Source organism: Polaromonas vacuolata, from assembly GCF_012584515.1.
GTDB classification, from domain to species: domain Bacteria; phylum Pseudomonadota; class Gammaproteobacteria; order Burkholderiales; family Burkholderiaceae_C; genus Polaromonas; species Polaromonas vacuolata.
This window is the reverse complement of the sequence record NZ_CP051461.1, coordinates 1,298,037-1,313,438: the sequence shown is the minus strand read 5'-3', so window position 1 is coordinate 1,313,438 and position 15,402 is coordinate 1,298,037. Positions and strand designations below refer to the sequence as shown.

Below are 15,402 nucleotides of genomic sequence, written 5' to 3'. Positions count from 1 at the left end.
TTTTTGAGCACACAAAAAAATAGTGCAAAATTATTCGACACGCCAGTAACAGCAACAGATTGACTTGCCATCAAAAAGTAAATGCTATGCAAACGAGTAATCGACTACTTCCAACTCACTTAAACCGCACTCACTACGAGACGACCAAGCAGGAGCCTAAGTCGGCACCGCCACCACCAACGACCACCCAGAGTGCAAAACCGCGCTATTCAAGTTTGCCGGCCATTCCAGTGCAAGCGCCAAAATCGCTGCTTGCACGTATTTGCTGCTGCTGCCGTATCAGGGTAAAAGACAAAGATAAATTTTCCACGGCGATAGTCAAGCAAGAAAAAAATAATATAAAAACCAATCTGCCTATAGATATAAAAGCAGAAACTAAAACCGAAACAAAAACCGAAACAAAAACCGAAACAAAAACCGAGAAAAAAGACTTTGAGTCTTCAATTATTGAAAAAGATTTCTTCAATGCTGACGCACAAAATTTTGAATTGGCAGAGCAGTATTTAAAGCACTTAAAGGACGCTCACCTTGATTTATCCCATTTGCGATCACAAGGCATAGATCGTTTCTCGCCTGCACTTTGCAGCGCTATTTCTGACTTAATTAAAAGCAAAAATATAACGCTCAGTCACATAACATTTCCCGAAAAAATGTGGGAAATACCAGATGGATTTACGCAAATTATCGGACTTCAGCGTTTATCACTACCAGCGTTTTCTGGTGAAAGTCTAGATGTTAGGAAAATTTTAAAAGGCAGCAAAATGCGCCTAGATTTGACTCAAGCGAGTCGCATCACAAACGTTATTGCAAACTCAGGTACATCACTGTTTATTACTGCAGACCATAAGAAAAAAGTGACGCTTCAAAGCCAGCTAAAGTCAGGTCAACTCATCACCAGAACATTAAATAATCACATTTATATTCACGTCGATAAGTTTACGCAAAGCGATAAAAAAAATGATTTAAAGGTAGAGCAATCATCATTGAGTTTGAATGCCGAGGCAAATTTTTCAATATTTAGCGCACCAGGCATAAGTCCCATCAAATGTCGTCACCTAAGCCTGCAATGGTTAATTGACAGATCGCAAAGGCATCTTGCGCCAACCCAATCGCCGTCAGGCTTAAGCCATTTAACCCAGCCTTTAACCGAGTCATCTTTCCAGACATCTTCCCAAACGCCTTCCCAGCCTTCTACCAAGCCATTTACCTACGAAAACTACCACACGAAAGAGTCGATCGCCAAACACACACTACCCAGCACTGACCACTTTTTTTATCCGATTACATCGGTACTACCAGACAACCATTTAGTTGAAGTTTCTTGCTTTGGACAGTTTCTTGCGCAGCGCATCGCAGCCATGGCAACAGGCGAGAATCAATATTTTTTTATGGTGTCTCTCGAGCACGCCATGGCTTTGGAGATACGCAAAAAATTAGATCCGTATAGCGCACCGCATAGCGCGCCGTATTACGTGATTAATTTTTACGACCCAAACATGACCGCATCACATTTACGGCTAGTTTTGCTACAACCCGAAGATGCAGCGCACCTCACTCTAGAAAATTGGCTACCCAGAGCAGTAATCAGACATTATTTAAAACAGTCGATTAAAAACTCAATTTTTAAAATCACAGCACTCAATCCGATTGAATTAGGCCAAAAAATACAGTCAGTCAGTCAATTAAGAACACTTAGAAACTGGCGACAAGAAACCAGTCCAGAGGTCACGGCTAATGAAGTGGCAATACTGGTAAACGGCGATCACCATCAAGCGCTCAGCAGTCGTTTGCAGTCAATCACTGGGCGGGCTGAGGTGGCGAAAATATTGAGTCTAATCAAGATGGAAGACTACTCACCTTTGCAGCGTGCAAGCTGCTTTAGATTCAGTGCCACGGTGGCGGTACTAACACGTGCAATCCTAGGCGCCGACATACCGCAGCACTTGAAAATAAAAGCTTTAAGCATCAACTTTAAATGGCACTTTAAGAACTTTTCATCCGACACAAAAAATATTCAAGCGGTATATTGCGAGGCATTAGCTAATGCCACACAAGCTCAGTTTCCACAAGATTCTAGGCGCGAACTGCAAGCATTTATCCGCCATGGATCACTGAACTTTAAAATCCCAAACGCCAGTGATCAGCCCTTGGATTAAGCCAGCCACGACAAAAAAATATCTTTTGCAGCCAACTTAGACCTAGACCTTATTTAATCAGCTTGTGCACTTCTTTAAAGGCCGGATGCTCGGCTGAACGCAGCCACTCAAAAGCCACCATCTCCGTAGTGACCAGCTCGGCACCGTTACCGGCCAGTCGATCAAAAGCGGCATCGCGGTTGCGTTCGCTGCGCGAACTACAAGCGTCTGTTACCACCCAAACATCGAACTCTTGCTCGAGTAATTCCAGTGCTGTCTGCATTAAGCAAACATGGGCTTCGCAACCAGCGATGATGATGGTGCTACGGCCCTCTTCTTCTGGTTCTGCTGGCTTTTGCATATGCTTTGGAAGACTGCGCGCATTGCCGCCCATGGGTGCTTTGCGCACTGGCGGACGCAGCAAGTCAATCAAATCGTCGGCTGCGCTAAAGTACATTTTCTCTAAGGTGCTACCGCCTGCGGCCTTAATTGCAGCGTCAAGTTCTGGCACGTTGTAGCCAAGCTTATCCGGCGTTTGAACACTGGCCCAGACCGGCACTTGCATGATTTTTGCCATTTGTGCCAAGCGCACAGCGTTGGCAATGACTAGCTGGTTTTCAAAAATAACCGGCATTAAGCGAACTTGGTAATCGACCAATACAAGTTGAGCGTCATCTGCGTCTAGCAACATAGTTGTTTTCCTTCAAATTAAAAAATTAAATTCCCAGCTGGTAGCTGGCAGAGATCTAAAGAATTTTGTCGCGCGTGCGACGGGATTCTTCTGCTGCAGAAATCGCCGACAGGTCCGGCATGCGGGCAAAGCGAAGTAAGCGGGTGGCCAAAATAGTTTCGGCTAAAAAGCAAACTAGCGCAGATATAAAGCAGGCAACACCGGACAAAAAGCTAATCGTGGCGATTCTGGGTATCTGAAATTCAGCCGTCTCGCCGAGGAACAGCAAGATGATGGTCAAGCCAATAAACATGGCGCAAAAAGTCAGCAGCGCCAAGCAGTTATTGACCAGCCAACCGCGTTTGCGCAGGGCTTTGAGTTCGGCATACATTTTGACGGCTTTGCTGGTTTCGACATGGCCATCTTCAAGCCGCGTCTCGAGCGCTCTTGCGCGGTCAATGATGCGCGCCAAACGCCCGGCGACAGCCGCAATCAGGCCAGAGACAGCGGTGAGTAAAAAAACCGGCGCCACGGCCAGTTGAATGCCGTGAGTGACGGTTGCCAAATCGGGTGCAAAGTTCATATTGAATAGTCAATCATGAGTGGCTAGACAGTTATCTTCTCACGCTCAGTGAAATCGCGGGACGCTGGCAAAAAAGTATTACTGCTCGCCAAAGCTTTAGGCGTGACCGAATTTTCGCACTGCGTCTAGCGCCAAACCGGTACCAATACTGCCAAACAAATCGCCCTCTACGCTGCGCGCGCCGGGTGCGAGCGCGAGTATTTTCTGGCGCAACAGCGGCACGCCGCTGGAACCACCGGTAAAAAATACCGTGTCTATCGCTTGTGCTGTGACACCGGCGTCGAGTAACAAGCGGCTGACGGTCTGCTCGACCATTAACACCAGAGGCGAAATCGCACGATCGAGCTGATCGCGCTCTAGCGCCAACATTTGGCCAGACTCAATGCGGCCCATATTGATTTGACTGCTTGGCGCATCCGACAACTCAATTTTGGCTTCTTCAACCTGCAGTGCTAGCCAATGGCCTTCGCGCTGGCTTACCAAACTGCGTAAACGTTCAAGCGCCGGTTTGTCACTCGCTTCGCGGTACAAATTATCAATCTGCGCGCTGGCCTTTCGGGTATAGGCCATATTGATGGTGTGCCAAGTTGCCAAATTGAAGTATTGCGCCGAGGGCACTTGCAAGCCAGTCTTTAGCAGACCGCCCAAGCCAAAGGACGGCATCACGCAAGCCAAGCTGAGTGCGCGGTCAAAATCGGTACCGCCAATATGGACGCCGCCGTTAGACAAAATATCGCTTTTTCTATCGCTACTTTTGGCACGCTCGGGAGACAGACGAATCAAGGTGAAGTCAGATGTTCCACCACCTATGTCGACAACCAATACCAATTCCTCTCGCGACAAAGTCGCTTCGTAATCGAAAGCTGCGGCAATCGGTTCGTACTGAAAAGCAATTTCCTTCAAGCCAGCTTGGGTTGCTACTTCCTGCAAAGTGTCTTGTGCGCGCTGGTCGGCTTTGGCGTCGTCGTCAACAAAAAATACCGGTCGACCTAACACTGCGGAGGTGAATTCACGCCCGGCAGAAACCTCAGCGCGGTGCTTGAGTTCGCCAATAAAACTAGCTAATAAATCCCGAAAAGCCAGCGGTCTGCCAGCGACTTCGGTGTGCTCGTCCATCATGGCAGTGCCCAGCAAGCTTTTCAGAGATCGCATCATGCGGCCCTCATTACCTGCCAAGTAGTTGGCCATCGCAGCGCGGCCAAAGCTAGCTTGCGCGTCCTCGGCATTGAAAAAAATCACCGAAGGCAGGGTCAGCTTATCGCCTTCGAGCGGCAGCAATAGTGAAGTGCCGGCGCTACTGCCAGGCCCCATCCAACCGGCTGTGGAGTTTGAAGTGCCGAAGTCAATACCGCAAGCTTTGGCGGCCATACCGGACTCGCTCATCGCTGCACCGGCTTGACAAAGCCGCCTTCTACCCAAGCGGTGGCGCTGGCACGGCTTAATTTAAAAGCCGGTGACACGCTAAGACTCGCCAAGGGCTCGCCAGACGCATCAAACGCACTCAGCACAGCTTGCGGGTTATCCTCATCTGGGACTATGTCGAGCTTGACCGTGACACGCTCAGTATTCGCCGTGACCTCTATGCTTTGGTGCAAGGCAGCGTGCTGCTGCTGCTGCTGACGGAGCACAAACTCGCTCGCGGTTTTGACCAAAGTGTGAAAAGCATTGACGTCCAAGGGTTTGGGATTTTTCTTGTCCCGACCCATGGTCCAGGGGCCAATTAGCGCTGGCTCGGCCTGACCGTTTTGCGTCATGGCAACCGCCCAACCGTCATCGTCTTCGTTCTTCAAAACCTTGGCGGTCCAACCGTCGTCGCACCACAAGCGTGGCTCTTTAGTGCTACTGGCGTGAAGGTCTGGTGGGGAGTTGGTCTCTAGCAATGGGTGGCTCGGGTAAGGCTTTGGCAGGCCAAGTCAGGAAATCTAAATTTTGGCGGAGGGAAGATTCTAATCAATTGTTAGAAGCGCTTCCCCGTCCACACGGACCAAGTCAGCCGGCTAGCCAGTGGCTCGCGCATTCTTAGCCGGCATGGGATAAGTTTTGGCCATCCACACATAAAGAATCGCGCCGGCAATCAAAGTGGCGGCGGCAATTTCTAGAGAAACGGTAAAACCCGCGCCCAGTGAGTCACTGCGCTTTAGCAACTGCGCCACCAGTGGCGGGCCGGCGATCTGACCCAAACCGTAGATGGCGGTGAGTAGGCCGATGTAGCTAGCTGGGTTAATCGGACGCAACCTGCGCACTTCTTGCATGGCAAAAAATGTGATCGCAGTAAACGGTATGCCCAGCAGCAAGCTACCCAGAGCGAAGCCGCCCAATGTGGGCAGCACAATACTCACCGCTATGCCCAAGGCTTGAACAAAATAACAAGCCGCCAGCAAGTAACGCAAGTCTTTGCCAGCCGGCATGCGGCTAGCCAGCAGCGCGCCAACAATGATGCCAAAGCCAAACAGCGGCCAAAACAAATCCAGATAGGCCGAGCCAGGCAGGGCTTGGCGCGCTATCACCGGCAAAAAAGTGGCGGTGATGATGTAGCCAAAACCGGCAATACCGTAAGCCAGTGCCAGCAGCAACACTTGATTGCGACCAGCTGAAACCGTCGCTACCGGCTGACCGCTAGGTGAGGCTGTTGACAAAGGCGGCACGCTAAGTTGCTTGGCCTTAAAAGTCGGCCAGACGATCGCGCTGAGGGTTGCCGCCAGCACTGCCAAAACAAACCAGCCCAAGGCTGCGCTCATATGCAGGGCCACCATGCCGCTGGCCATCAAACCGCTGAGCGCAATACCCACGCCCGGCCCGGCAAACATTACTCCGCCTAGTGGGCTGCGGTGGCGCAGTGCGAGTTGTCCCAAACACCAGCCCGAGCCATAAACAAACACCAGCGAGCTGGCCACACCGGCGGCAAAACGCAGCAAAGGCCAGAGTACAGGCAGGTGCATAGACATGCCCAGCGTGAGCAAAGTTGTGGCCGCCAAACCAGCACAAACCCAGTTAGCCGGCACAAATGGCATAGCCGATATAAACGGCAACCGCCGCCAAAGCCAAGGCTGGAAAGTGCACATTAATGCGCCCACCAGATAACCCAAGTAATTGGCACTGGCCAGCCAGCTGGCGCTGTGCAGGTCTATCACTCCATCGGCCAGCATCATGGGCAGCAAAGGGGTGAAGGCAAAACGGCCAATCCCCATGGCTGTGGCCAAAGCCAGCAGACCCGCCATAGCAATGGCAAAAGCACTGGCGGGTGCGGTAGATGGCGTTGGGGATGTGGCCTGGGCAGTCATAGAAGGGCTTTACTGAACGGTGTCGTTAGGGGGAAGCTGACTGACGGGGTGGGTAAAAATTTGCGCTGAATCGATAGGATCGAACTCATACCTAGAGCCGCAAAACTCGCAGGTCACATCAACAAAGCCTTTTTCTTCGATGATGCTTTCGACCTCTTCAGCACCTAAGCTGAGCAACATACCTTCGACCCGCTCGCGTGAGCAGCTGCAAGAAAAGCTAGGTGCCAAAGGCTCGAAACGGGTGTGCGGCTCTTCCCAAAACAGGCGGCGCAAAATCAAGTCTGCATCCAGCGTGAGCAATTCTTCTCGCTTGAGCGTAGAAGCCAGCATGGCGATGCGTTTGTAATCCTCGTTCTCGCCAATCTGGTCTTCATTGGCTTGGCTGTCGCGCTGGCCTTCCAAATTTCCTTTGCCCGTCACCGGCAGGCGCTGAATCAAAAGACCCGCCGCCATATTTCCGTCGGCCGCGAGTATCAGCTTGGTGTCCAACTGCTCGCTCTGAAGCATGTAGTGCTCTAGCACCTCGGATAGCTTTTCGATTTTTTCATGCTCGTCACCAAACAAGGGCACAACCCCTTGATAGGCCTGTTGACCTGGAAACTTATCTTTAGGGTCTAGCGTGATGGCGCAGCGGCCCTTGTTATTGACATTAACTAGCTCGCTGAGTGTGCTGTCGCTGGGTATATCACCCGTCACCGTGGCCGTGGCGCGCAAGCTTAAATCAGCTTGGACTTCGGCCACCGCTAGCTTGAGCGGGCCATCGCCAAATATTTGCAGCACCAGCGCGCCGTTAAAGTTAATACTGGCCTGCATCAAGGTGGCGGCAGCCGTCATTTCGCCGAGTAAATGGGTGACTTCGACGGGGTAGCCACCGGAAGTTTCACGGCGTTTGAGAACTTCCTGCCAAGAGCCGGTCAGGCGCACCAGCATGCCGCGCACAGGCAGGCCGTCAAAAAGAAATTTATGGAGTTCGGACATAAGGGACTAAAAATTAAACAAAAAAATTAAACAGATAAAGACTGGGTCTGATGGCTAAAGCACCAGCAAACCATGGCGCTAACATGGCGTTAACCCAGCTTCTTGAGACCGCGCTTATAGCGGTTGGCATTGGCTACATAGTGGCTAGCGCTCATTTTTAAACCCTCTATCTGCTCGGGCGTGAGTTGACGCACGGCTTTTGCCGGACTGCCAAAGATCATGCTGCCATCGGGAAACTCTTTCCCCTCTGTCACCAAAGAGCCCGCGCCGACCAGACAATTTTTACCAATCTTCGCGCCGTTAAGCACTATTGCGCCGATTCCAATCAAGGAGTTATCGCCTATGCTGCAGCCGTGCAGCATCACCTGGTGGCCGACCGTCACACCCTCGCCTAGCGTCAAAGGCATACCGCTGTCGGTGTGCAAAACGCTGCCGTCTTGAATATTAGAGTTGCGGCCAATGCTGATGAGATCCATATCGCCGCGCAGCACAGCGCCAAACCAAACGCTGGTGTTCTCGGCCAAGCTGACCTTGCCAATCACTTGGGCGCTCTCAGCAATCCATGCGGATGCGTCAATACTGGGAATAAATGTCTCAAGTTGATAGGTCGCCATGGCAGTCCTCGGGTCATGCAGATTGAGTAAGTACTTTACGTTGATTGTAAGTAGCACCGCTCAAGCCCTTCTGTTCAATCAGAGGACAATCATCACATGAATACCAAGTCCTCACCGCCAGAGCTCAGAGCGCTCGCATTGGCTGCCCTGCTGCTGACCGATCCGACCGCCAAAGTTAATGCCACACTGGCCCTGCACGCGAATCGCGCCAGCCTGCTAGTTGACCCGTATGCAGAACTCAATACCGACCAGCTATCGGCTGGCAGCCTGCCCGGCTGCCCAGAGCGACCAGAGCTGCATTCGCATCTCGATGTACCTAAGCGCTCACCCTTCACGCCCGAAGGCTTGGCGGCTTTGCTGCATGCTGTCACGCACATAGAGTTCAACGCCATCAACCTAGCGCTAGACGCAGTCTGGCGCTTTGGCGGCATGCCCAGCGCTTATTACCTAGACTGGCTGCAAGTCGCGGCTGAAGAAGCGCAGCACTTTAGCTTGCTGCGCGCGCTGCTACAAACCATGAAGCATGACTACGGCGACTTCGCCGCCCACACCGGTTTATGGGATATGACGGACAAAACCAGCGCCGATGTACTGGCGCGTATGGCGCTGGTACCGCGCACGCTAGAAGCCCGCGGACTTGACGCCACACCGCCTATGCAGGCCAAGTTGCGCAAAGTCGCCACACCCCATGCACTGCGGGCGGTCGAGATTCTCGACATTATTTTGAGAGATGAAATAACCCATGTCGCGATTGGCAACCACTGGTACCGTGTGCTGTGCGATCAGCGTGAACTTGAGCCGATAGCCACTTATGCGGCGTTAGCGCTGCAATATGGCGCGCCACGCATGCGCGGCCCGCTCAACTTAGAGGCGCGTCGCCACGCTGGCTTTGACGAGGCTGAGCTGGCACTGCTGAGTTTGCATGCTGCCAGCCCCAACCTTGTGACAACTTGACGCCACTTAAATAACTCCACGCCAACACCGCTAAAAATTGCCCGCGCTGTTTAGCCTCTGGGGTGATGCTCGGCGTGCAAAGCCTTGAGCCGCTCCCGCGCCACGTGGGTATAAATCGTGGTGGTTGAAATATCTGCATGACCGAGCAGCAACTGCACCGCCCGCAAATCAGCGCCGTGATTGAGCAAATGCGTCGCAAACGCGTGGCGCAAAGTGTGCGGCGAGAGCGGTGAATGAATACCCGCTTGCAGCGCGTACTTTTTCACTATCATCCAAAACATGACCCGGCTCATGGCACAGCCGCGCTGCGTGACAAACAAGTCTTCAGTCTGCTGACCGCCTAAAATTACCGGCCTGGACTCGGCCAGATACAGCACTAAGGCCTCGCGCGCGACTTGCCCGAACGGCACCAGTCTTTCCTTGCTGCCCTTGCCGGTCACACGCAGCACGCCGTCGTTTTGGCTGACGTGAAAGGTTTTGAGCGCAATTAACTCGCTCACGCGCAGACCGCTGGCATACATCAGCTCTAACATCGCCCGGTCCCGCTGCCCCAAGGTACTGGTGTCGCTAGGCGCGGCGAGCAAGGCATCGACCTGGTTCTCACTCATCAAATGGGGCACACGCAAAGCCTGACGCGCCGAGAGCAGTTTTAACGTCGGGTCGACCAGCAGCAAACCTTCCCGCAAAGCCCAACGAAAATAGCGTTTAAAAACAGTTAATCTGCGATTCGCAGAGGTGGCCTTGGTCACGTCGTGGCGGCTAGAAAAATAAGCGCTCAAATGAGCTTGCTCAGTCTGGTCCAGCGCTTTTTCTCCCTGCGCCTCAAGCCCTAGCCACAAGGCATACATGGCGAGGTCACGGCGATAGGCTTCGAGAGTGTTTTTGGATAAGCCGTCTTCCAGCCACAGCGCGTCTATAAAGCGGTCTATGCTGGCTTGGCTGTTTGTGTTCATGGCGTAACCATAACAAAAAAAACTTTGCTAAATCGTCTCGTTCACTGCGAGAAATTTGTACCAGTGATGCGCTTACTGCACCAATAAACGTCGACCTAGGTCGACGCTGTTGGCTTACTCGAGCTTGAGCTTGGCCGTCTCAACGACTTTTTTATACACCTCGTACTCGGCCTTTATCTGCACCGCAAACTGCTCTGGTGTGTTGCCAATCACCAGCGAGCCGGTGTCTTCAATGCGCTTTCGAATCACCGGATCTAGCAGCGACTTCTTCACGCCAGCAGCGATTTTTTCCACCACATCTTTGGGCAAACCTTTGGGGCCAACAATGCCGTAGAAAGCCATTCGGTTGACCGGCTCCAAACCAACTTCTTTAAAGGTTGGGACATCAGGTAAAGCTGCTAAGCGCTCAGGCGCAGCCACGACGATTGGAATGAGTAACTTTTGCTTGATAAAAGGTAATGTCGACGGCAGGTTGTCAAAAATCATATTGACTTGACCCCCCACGGTATCGTTAAGCGCTGGGCCGGCGCCGCGGTAAGGAATATGGGTCAGAAAGGTTCCGGTCAAATTTTTGTAAAGCTCCATTTGCAAGTGACCAATGCCGCCAGTGCCCGACGAGGAATAAGAATATTTGCCCGGATGGCGCTTTAACTCTGCGACAAACTCTTTGTAGTTACGCGCCGGAAAACTCGGGTGAACCGCGATGATGTTGGGCGTAGCTGCAATGTTGATGATGGGCGTGAAATCCGTCAAAGAGTTGTACGGCATACGCGGATTAATGGCTGGATTGGCGGCCACCGTCGACACAGTCGCCATACCCAGAGAGTAGCCATCGGGATTAGCGCGCGAGGTCTCGGTAGCGCCCACAATGCCGCCGCCGCCAGCGCGGTTGTCCACAATAACTGGCTGACCCAGCGCTCGGCCAAGTGGCTCAGAGATCACGCGGGCCACAATATCAGTGGTGCCGCCCGGTGCAAACGGCACGACTAGCTTGACCGGTTTGCTCGGGTAGGTCTGAGCAAGCGCAGGCATCGCAGACAGCATCAGCGCCACAGCACCAAGGGACGTGATGGTGGCAAAAGCTGGCAAGACTGCACGCAGGTAGAAATTTTTCATCTAGAAGTTCTCGGTGGACAAAATTAAAAAAAAAGCAAACCGATATTACTCGTAACGCCAGCTGGCGCAGACTGTTTTGCTGAGACCGGCGTAAATTCTTAGCCCGCTTATAAATTGAGGTTAATCTCTAGCGGGTGAATTACCTGCAACTTCTTTTTTCCGACTTCGCCCTCATCACCTGCGGCTTCCTAGTTTGCCGTTATAGCGCGCTAGACCGTAGCGTTTGGCAGCAGGTAGACAGCCTGGTTTATTTCTTACTTTTCCCGGTGCTGCTGTTTCACTCAATCGTCAAAAGTCCATTCGACTTCGTGGCCACCTCCAACTTGATCGGTGCGGGTTTGCTGACGGGGCTTTGCGGCATTGCCATGGCCTACAGCCTGCCTTACCTGCCTTGGCTGGGTAAACACATCGATAAGCGCGATCATGCAGCTGGCGCCCAAGTGGGGTTTCGCTTTAACTCATTTATCGCCTTGGCTTTGTCGGAGCGCTTAGCTGGTAGCCAAGGTTTACTCATGATGGCGGTGTTAATGGGCGTCTGCGTACCGATGTTTAATATTGCGGCGGTGTGGCCTATGGCTAAAAATGGTGAGCGTGGATTTATGCGTGAGCTCGTGCGCAATCCCTTAATCATTGCGACCCTCTCGGGACTGCTGGCCAATCTGCTGGGCTTTTCAATAACGCCTTGGTTAGAGCCGGCCGTCTCGCGCATAGGCGCAGCGGCGTTGGCATTAGGCCTGATGGCGGCCGGTGCAGGCATGCAGTTTGGTGATATGGCGCGCAGCAAAAGTCTGAGCGTCTCGTTGCTATCCATACGCCACTTTTTTATACCGCTAGTAGCCCTAGGACTGTCAAAAATATTTGAACTAACTCTGCCTCAGGCCAGCATATTGCTAGCGTTTTCTGCCATGCCAACGTCTTCAAGCGCCTATGTGCTAGCAGCGCGCATGGGCTACAACGGCGGCTATGTCGCTGGTCTGGTCACCTTATCGACGCTACTAGGTCTACTCAGTTTGCCGTTTGCCTTGTCATTGCTGGGGTGACAGGCCTATGCTAAGACTAAAGCGATGACTGCGCCAGCGACCAAGCCACCTGCTCTTGAACCACGCCGCTAGCGTGCGCCGTCTGTTGCGCTAGGGCTTGACGCAAGGCTCTGATCGCCGTCGCTACCGCCTCATCTTGGGCTTGCAAACTCAGTGAGCGCAAGGCATTACCCATGGCCAAAGCGATGTTGCGCAGCCAGCGCTCATGGCCTATGCGGCGAATTGCGCTGCCTTCAGTAAAACGCAAAAAATCCGCTTCACTCCAACTCCACAAACTGATTAATTGCTGACCACTCAAACCTTTGCGTTCATCAAAATCAGGCAAAGCACTGCGCTTTGCAAACTTATTCCACGGGCAAACCAATTGGCAGTCATCGCAGCCATAAATTCGGTTGCCAATGAGTGCGCGCAAGTCCAGTGGAATCGGGCCACTATGTTCGATAGTGAGGTAAGAGATGCAACGCCGTGCATCGAGCCGATACGGCGCAACGATCGCCTGTGTCGGGCAAATGTCTATGCAAGAAGTGCAACTGCCGCAATGCGGCGTGACAGGCGCACTCGCAGGCAAAGCCAAGTCGAGATAAATCTCACCAAGGAAAAACATAGACCCCGCCTCACGATTGAGGATTAGCGTGTGTTTACCGCGCCAGCCCTGACCGCTGCGGGACGCTAACTCAGCCTCTAACACCGGGGCAGAATCAGTAAAAGCGCGGTGACCCAGCGGCCCGACTTCGAGTGCAATACGCTCAGACAGTTTTTGCAAACGCTTACGCATAATCTTGTGATAGTCCCGCCCGCGTGCATAAACAGAGACAATCGCTTCTTGCGGTTTTTGCAAGCGATTTAATTCCGTGGCCTGCCACTGGCCGGCGTCTGTGTCTGTGGACGCTGGAAGATAATTCATGCGCGCAGTGATCACGCTGACAGTACCGGGCACTAGTTCAGCCGGCCTTGCACGTTTGAGTCCATGCGCGGCCATGTAATTCATCTCGCCATGAAAGCCCGCTTCTAACCAAGCTGATAATCCGGATTCGGCGGAAGACAAATCGACATCGGCAATACCGATTTGAGAAAATCCAAGCTCACGCCCCCAGAGCTGAATTTGGCTGACCAACTGATAATTGAGATGATGACTGATATGGACCACCCGCTGATTGTAAAAACTATTGTGTGGCCGGATGAAACCGGTTGCGAAGCCTTTGCGCAGTCTCTGGCACTCAAGCCCGTATTAGGCCAAGCCATGCTGGAATTACACGGTGACTTAGGCGCGGGCAAAACCACCTTTGTACGCTATCTGCTCAAGGCTTTAGGGGTGCAAGGCCGCATCAAAAGTCCAACCTATGCGGTGGTCGAGCCTTATTCGCTAGAGAGCATCAGCAGTGGCCGTGATTTAAACATCTGGCACTTTGATTTTTACCGTTTTAACGACCCAGACGAATGGGAAGACGCCGGCTTTCGCGAGATATTCGCCAGCACCGGACTCAAACTGGTAGAGTGGCCTGAAAATGCGGGCCCTTACTTACCCCGCGCAGACATGCAAATCAAAATCCAAACCAATGATGACGAATCGAGAAGCGTGACCTTAAGCGCCCTGACCGCAACCGGCCAAGCGTTGCTGTCATGAAGCGCATGCAAGATTCGCTGACAAATCCAATCCCAGGCAAGCGACTCAGCCGGCGCGAGTTGTTGGCGCGCTCAAGTGCGCTGGTGTTGATGCTGGGCACTCAACATCTGGCCTATGGCGCATCGATAGTCGCCGTGCGCGCATGGCCGTCAAAAGAATACACCCGACTGACGATTGAGTCCGACGTCGAAATCAAGCCACGCCAGTTTTTTCTAGCCGACCCACCGCGCCTAGCAGTTGATATGGAAGGCATAGACTTGATACCAGCGCTGCGAGAATTGGTCGCCAAAGTCAAACCGGACGATCCAAATATTTTGGGCATGCGGGTAGGTCAAAATTCACCCGGCGTGGTGCGCCTAGTGATTGATCTCAAGCAAGCCATATTGCCCCAGGTCTTCACTCTTACACCGGTCGCAAGTTATCAATACAGGTTGGTGTTAGACCTCTACCCAGCCCAAGCGCCGGATCCGCTAGATGTGTTGATTGCTGCGCATTTGGCGCAAAGCCAGCCAGCCCAAACCGCACCAGTTGCCGCCGCATCGGCCGCAAGAAAAGCGCCCATCGACATGCTCGATGAATTAATGGCTAAGCACTCGGGTAAAAGCCCGGCGCTGTTGCCAGCACCAATCGCGGCACCTCTAGCACCTCTAATAGCGATTACCAAGACACCAGCAGAGCCACTAACTGCAAGCCAAGCTGCAAGTAAAACTGACCGCTTAGTCATCGTGGCATTAGACCCAGGACATGGCGGCGAAGACCCAGGCGCAATCGGTCCGGGCGGCACGCAAGAAAAAGATGTGGTGCTGCAAATTGCCCTAAGACTACGCGACCGCATCAATCTGCAACCAAATATGCGCGCCTTCCTAACCCGTGACGCAGATTTTTTTGTGCCACTCGGTCAACGCGTGCAAAAAGCCCGCCGAGTTCAAGCCGATTTATTTGTCAGCATTCACGCAGACGCCTTTTTCACCGCCAGACCGCAAGGCGCAAGCGTTTTTGCACTCAGCGACAAAGGCGCATCAAGCAGCGCCGCGCGCTGGATGGCGAACAAAGAAAATTCAGCTGATTCAGTTGGCGGACTCAACGTACAAGCCAAAGATGAGCAAGTCCAAAAAGCCATGCTGGACATGAGTACCTCTGCACAAATACGCGACAGCATGCGCCTAGGCAACGCCATGCTGGGCGAGATTGGAAACGTCGGCAAGCTGCACAAGGCCCAAGTAGAACAAGCCGGTTTTGCAGTGCTTAAAGCCCCCGATATTCCTAGCGTGTTAGTCGAGACAGCCTTCATCAGCAACCCAGACGAAGAAGCCAAACTGCGCAGCGAAGCTTATCAAGTGCAGTTGGCTGATGCTTTGATGCGCGGCATTAAGCTGTACTTTGCGCGTAATCCGCCTATGGCGAGGAGTCGGGTGGTTTGAGGCTAAAGAGTCCAAAAAATCAGCAACTCTTCA

15 protein-coding genes are annotated in these 15,402 nt (G+C 52.6%); 5 read left to right on the top strand and 10 right to left on the bottom strand.

The genetic code is table 11. The annotated features are described in order from the left end of the window. The first annotated feature begins 86 nt into the window (after positions 1-86). Positions 87-2,156 (top strand): ShET2/EspL2 family type III secretion system effector toxin, encoded by a 2,070-nt coding sequence (locus HC248_RS06145; protein ID WP_168921734.1) that lies wholly within the window; start codon positions 87-89, stop codon positions 2,154-2,156. A gap of 49 nt (positions 2,157-2,205) precedes the next feature. On the opposite strand, the gene HC248_RS06140 is transcribed toward HC248_RS06145, so the two are convergent. The 7 genes from HC248_RS06140 to HC248_RS06110 all read right to left on the bottom strand — a co-directional run bounded on the left by HC248_RS06140 (position 2,206) and on the right by HC248_RS06110 (position 8,261). Then, on the bottom strand, positions 2,206-2,826 hold the full coding sequence (locus HC248_RS06140) for an isochorismatase family protein (protein WP_168921733.1): 621 nt from the start codon (positions 2,824-2,826) through the stop codon (positions 2,206-2,208). 55 nt (positions 2,827-2,881) lie between these two features. After that, complete coding sequence (locus tag HC248_RS06135) at positions 2,882-3,388, bottom strand: DUF2721 domain-containing protein (RefSeq protein WP_168921732.1); 507 nt, start codon at positions 3,386-3,388, stop codon at positions 2,882-2,884. Positions 3,389-3,484: 96 nt separating this feature from the next. Continuing rightward, positions 3,485-4,771 (bottom strand): Hsp70 family protein, encoded by a 1,287-nt coding sequence (locus HC248_RS06130; RefSeq protein WP_238342740.1) that lies wholly within the window; start codon positions 4,769-4,771, stop codon positions 3,485-3,487. Beyond that, positions 4,768-5,268 carry a hypothetical protein gene (locus HC248_RS06125; RefSeq protein WP_168921731.1) on the bottom strand — a complete coding sequence of 167 codons (501 nt, stop codon included), beginning with the start codon at positions 5,266-5,268 and terminating at the stop codon, positions 4,768-4,770. The genes HC248_RS06130 and HC248_RS06125 overlap by 4 nt, the downstream gene beginning before the upstream one ends. A 117-nt stretch (positions 5,269-5,385) precedes the next feature. Further along, positions 5,386-6,669: a YbfB/YjiJ family MFS transporter gene (locus tag HC248_RS06120; protein WP_168921730.1), complete on the bottom strand. Its 1,284-nt coding sequence runs from the start codon at positions 6,667-6,669 to the stop codon at positions 5,386-5,388. A 9-nt stretch (positions 6,670-6,678) separates the two neighbouring features. Next, positions 6,679-7,647 carry an Hsp33 family molecular chaperone HslO gene (gene hslO / locus HC248_RS06115; RefSeq protein WP_168921729.1) on the bottom strand — a complete coding sequence of 323 codons (969 nt, stop codon included), beginning with the start codon at positions 7,645-7,647 and terminating at the stop codon, positions 6,679-6,681. Between the two features lie 89 nt (positions 7,648-7,736). After that, the gene (locus tag HC248_RS06110; protein ID WP_168921728.1) at positions 7,737-8,261 is read right to left on the bottom strand and encodes a gamma carbonic anhydrase family protein; all 525 of its coding nucleotides are present in this window, start codon (positions 8,259-8,261) and stop codon (positions 7,737-7,739) included. A 96-nt stretch (positions 8,262-8,357) separates the two neighbouring features. On the opposite strand from HC248_RS06110, the gene HC248_RS06105 reads away from it, so the two are divergent. Continuing rightward, positions 8,358-9,215 (top strand): ferritin-like domain-containing protein, encoded by an 858-nt coding sequence (locus HC248_RS06105; protein WP_168921727.1) that lies wholly within the window; start codon positions 8,358-8,360, stop codon positions 9,213-9,215. Between the two features lie 50 nt (positions 9,216-9,265). Here HC248_RS06105 and xerD read toward each other — a convergent pair whose 3' ends face one another. Next, a complete protein-coding gene (gene xerD, locus HC248_RS06100; RefSeq protein ID WP_168921726.1) occupies positions 9,266-10,168 on the bottom strand; it encodes a site-specific tyrosine recombinase XerD in 903 nt (300 codons plus the stop codon). Between the two features lie 114 nt (positions 10,169-10,282). Continuing rightward, positions 10,283-11,212: a tripartite tricarboxylate transporter substrate binding protein BugE gene (locus tag HC248_RS06095; protein ID WP_238342785.1), complete on the bottom strand. Its 930-nt coding sequence runs from the start codon at positions 11,210-11,212 to the stop codon at positions 10,283-10,285. A gap of 206 nt (positions 11,213-11,418) precedes the next feature. On the opposite strand from HC248_RS06095, the gene HC248_RS06090 reads away from it, so the two are divergent. Further along, positions 11,419-12,324 (top strand): AEC family transporter, encoded by a 906-nt coding sequence (locus tag HC248_RS06090; protein ID WP_168921724.1) that lies wholly within the window; start codon positions 11,419-11,421, stop codon positions 12,322-12,324. Positions 12,325-12,340: 16 nt separating this feature from the next. On the opposite strand, the gene queG is transcribed toward HC248_RS06090, so the two are convergent. Next, complete coding sequence (queG, locus tag HC248_RS06085) at positions 12,341-13,426, bottom strand: tRNA epoxyqueuosine(34) reductase QueG (RefSeq protein WP_168923702.1); 1,086 nt, start codon at positions 13,424-13,426, stop codon at positions 12,341-12,343. 24 nt (positions 13,427-13,450) lie between these two features. Here queG and tsaE point away from each other — a divergent pair, with 24 nt between their 5' ends. Together tsaE and HC248_RS06075 are read left to right on the top strand one after the other, a co-directional pair. Beyond that, positions 13,451-13,948 (top strand): tRNA (adenosine(37)-N6)-threonylcarbamoyltransferase complex ATPase subunit type 1 TsaE, encoded by a 498-nt coding sequence (gene tsaE, locus HC248_RS06080; RefSeq protein WP_168921723.1) that lies wholly within the window; start codon positions 13,451-13,453, stop codon positions 13,946-13,948. Then, entirely contained in the window at positions 13,945-15,369 is a 1,425-nt protein-coding gene (locus HC248_RS06075) for an N-acetylmuramoyl-L-alanine amidase (RefSeq protein WP_420371999.1), read from the top strand. The genes tsaE and HC248_RS06075 overlap by 4 nt, the downstream gene beginning before the upstream one ends. The last annotated feature ends 33 nt before the right edge of the window (positions 15,370-15,402 follow it).

Excerpts from the sequence above, each read along its gene's own strand:
- HC248_RS06145 (WP_168921734.1), top strand. The coding sequence starts at position 87 with ATGCAAACGAGTAATCGACTACTTCCAACTCACTTAAACCGCACTCAC.
- HC248_RS06140 (WP_168921733.1), bottom strand. The coding sequence starts at position 2,826 with ATGTTGCTAGACGCAGATGACGCTCAACTTGTATTGGTCGATTACCAA.
- HC248_RS06135 (WP_168921732.1), bottom strand. The coding sequence starts at position 3,388 with ATGAACTTTGCACCCGATTTGGCAACCGTCACTCACGGCATTCAACTG.
- HC248_RS06130 (WP_238342740.1), bottom strand. The coding sequence starts at position 4,771 with ATGAGCGAGTCCGGTATGGCCGCCAAAGCTTGCGGTATTGACTTCGGC.
- HC248_RS06120 (WP_168921730.1), bottom strand. The coding sequence starts at position 6,669 with ATGACTGCCCAGGCCACATCCCCAACGCCATCTACCGCACCCGCCAGT.
- hslO (WP_168921729.1), bottom strand. The coding sequence starts at position 7,647 with ATGTCCGAACTCCATAAATTTCTTTTTGACGGCCTGCCTGTGCGCGGC.
- HC248_RS06110 (WP_168921728.1), bottom strand. The coding sequence starts at position 8,261 with ATGGCGACCTATCAACTTGAGACATTTATTCCCAGTATTGACGCATCC.
- HC248_RS06105 (WP_168921727.1), top strand. The coding sequence starts at position 8,358 with ATGAATACCAAGTCCTCACCGCCAGAGCTCAGAGCGCTCGCATTGGCT.
- xerD (WP_168921726.1), bottom strand. The coding sequence starts at position 10,168 with ATGAACACAAACAGCCAAGCCAGCATAGACCGCTTTATAGACGCGCTG.
- HC248_RS06095 (WP_238342785.1), bottom strand. The coding sequence starts at position 11,212 with ATGCTGTCTGCGATGCCTGCGCTTGCTCAGACCTACCCGAGCAAACCG.
- tsaE (WP_168921723.1), top strand. The coding sequence starts at position 13,451 with ATGATGACTGATATGGACCACCCGCTGATTGTAAAAACTATTGTGTGG.
- HC248_RS06075 (WP_420371999.1), top strand. The coding sequence starts at position 13,945 with ATGAAGCGCATGCAAGATTCGCTGACAAATCCAATCCCAGGCAAGCGA.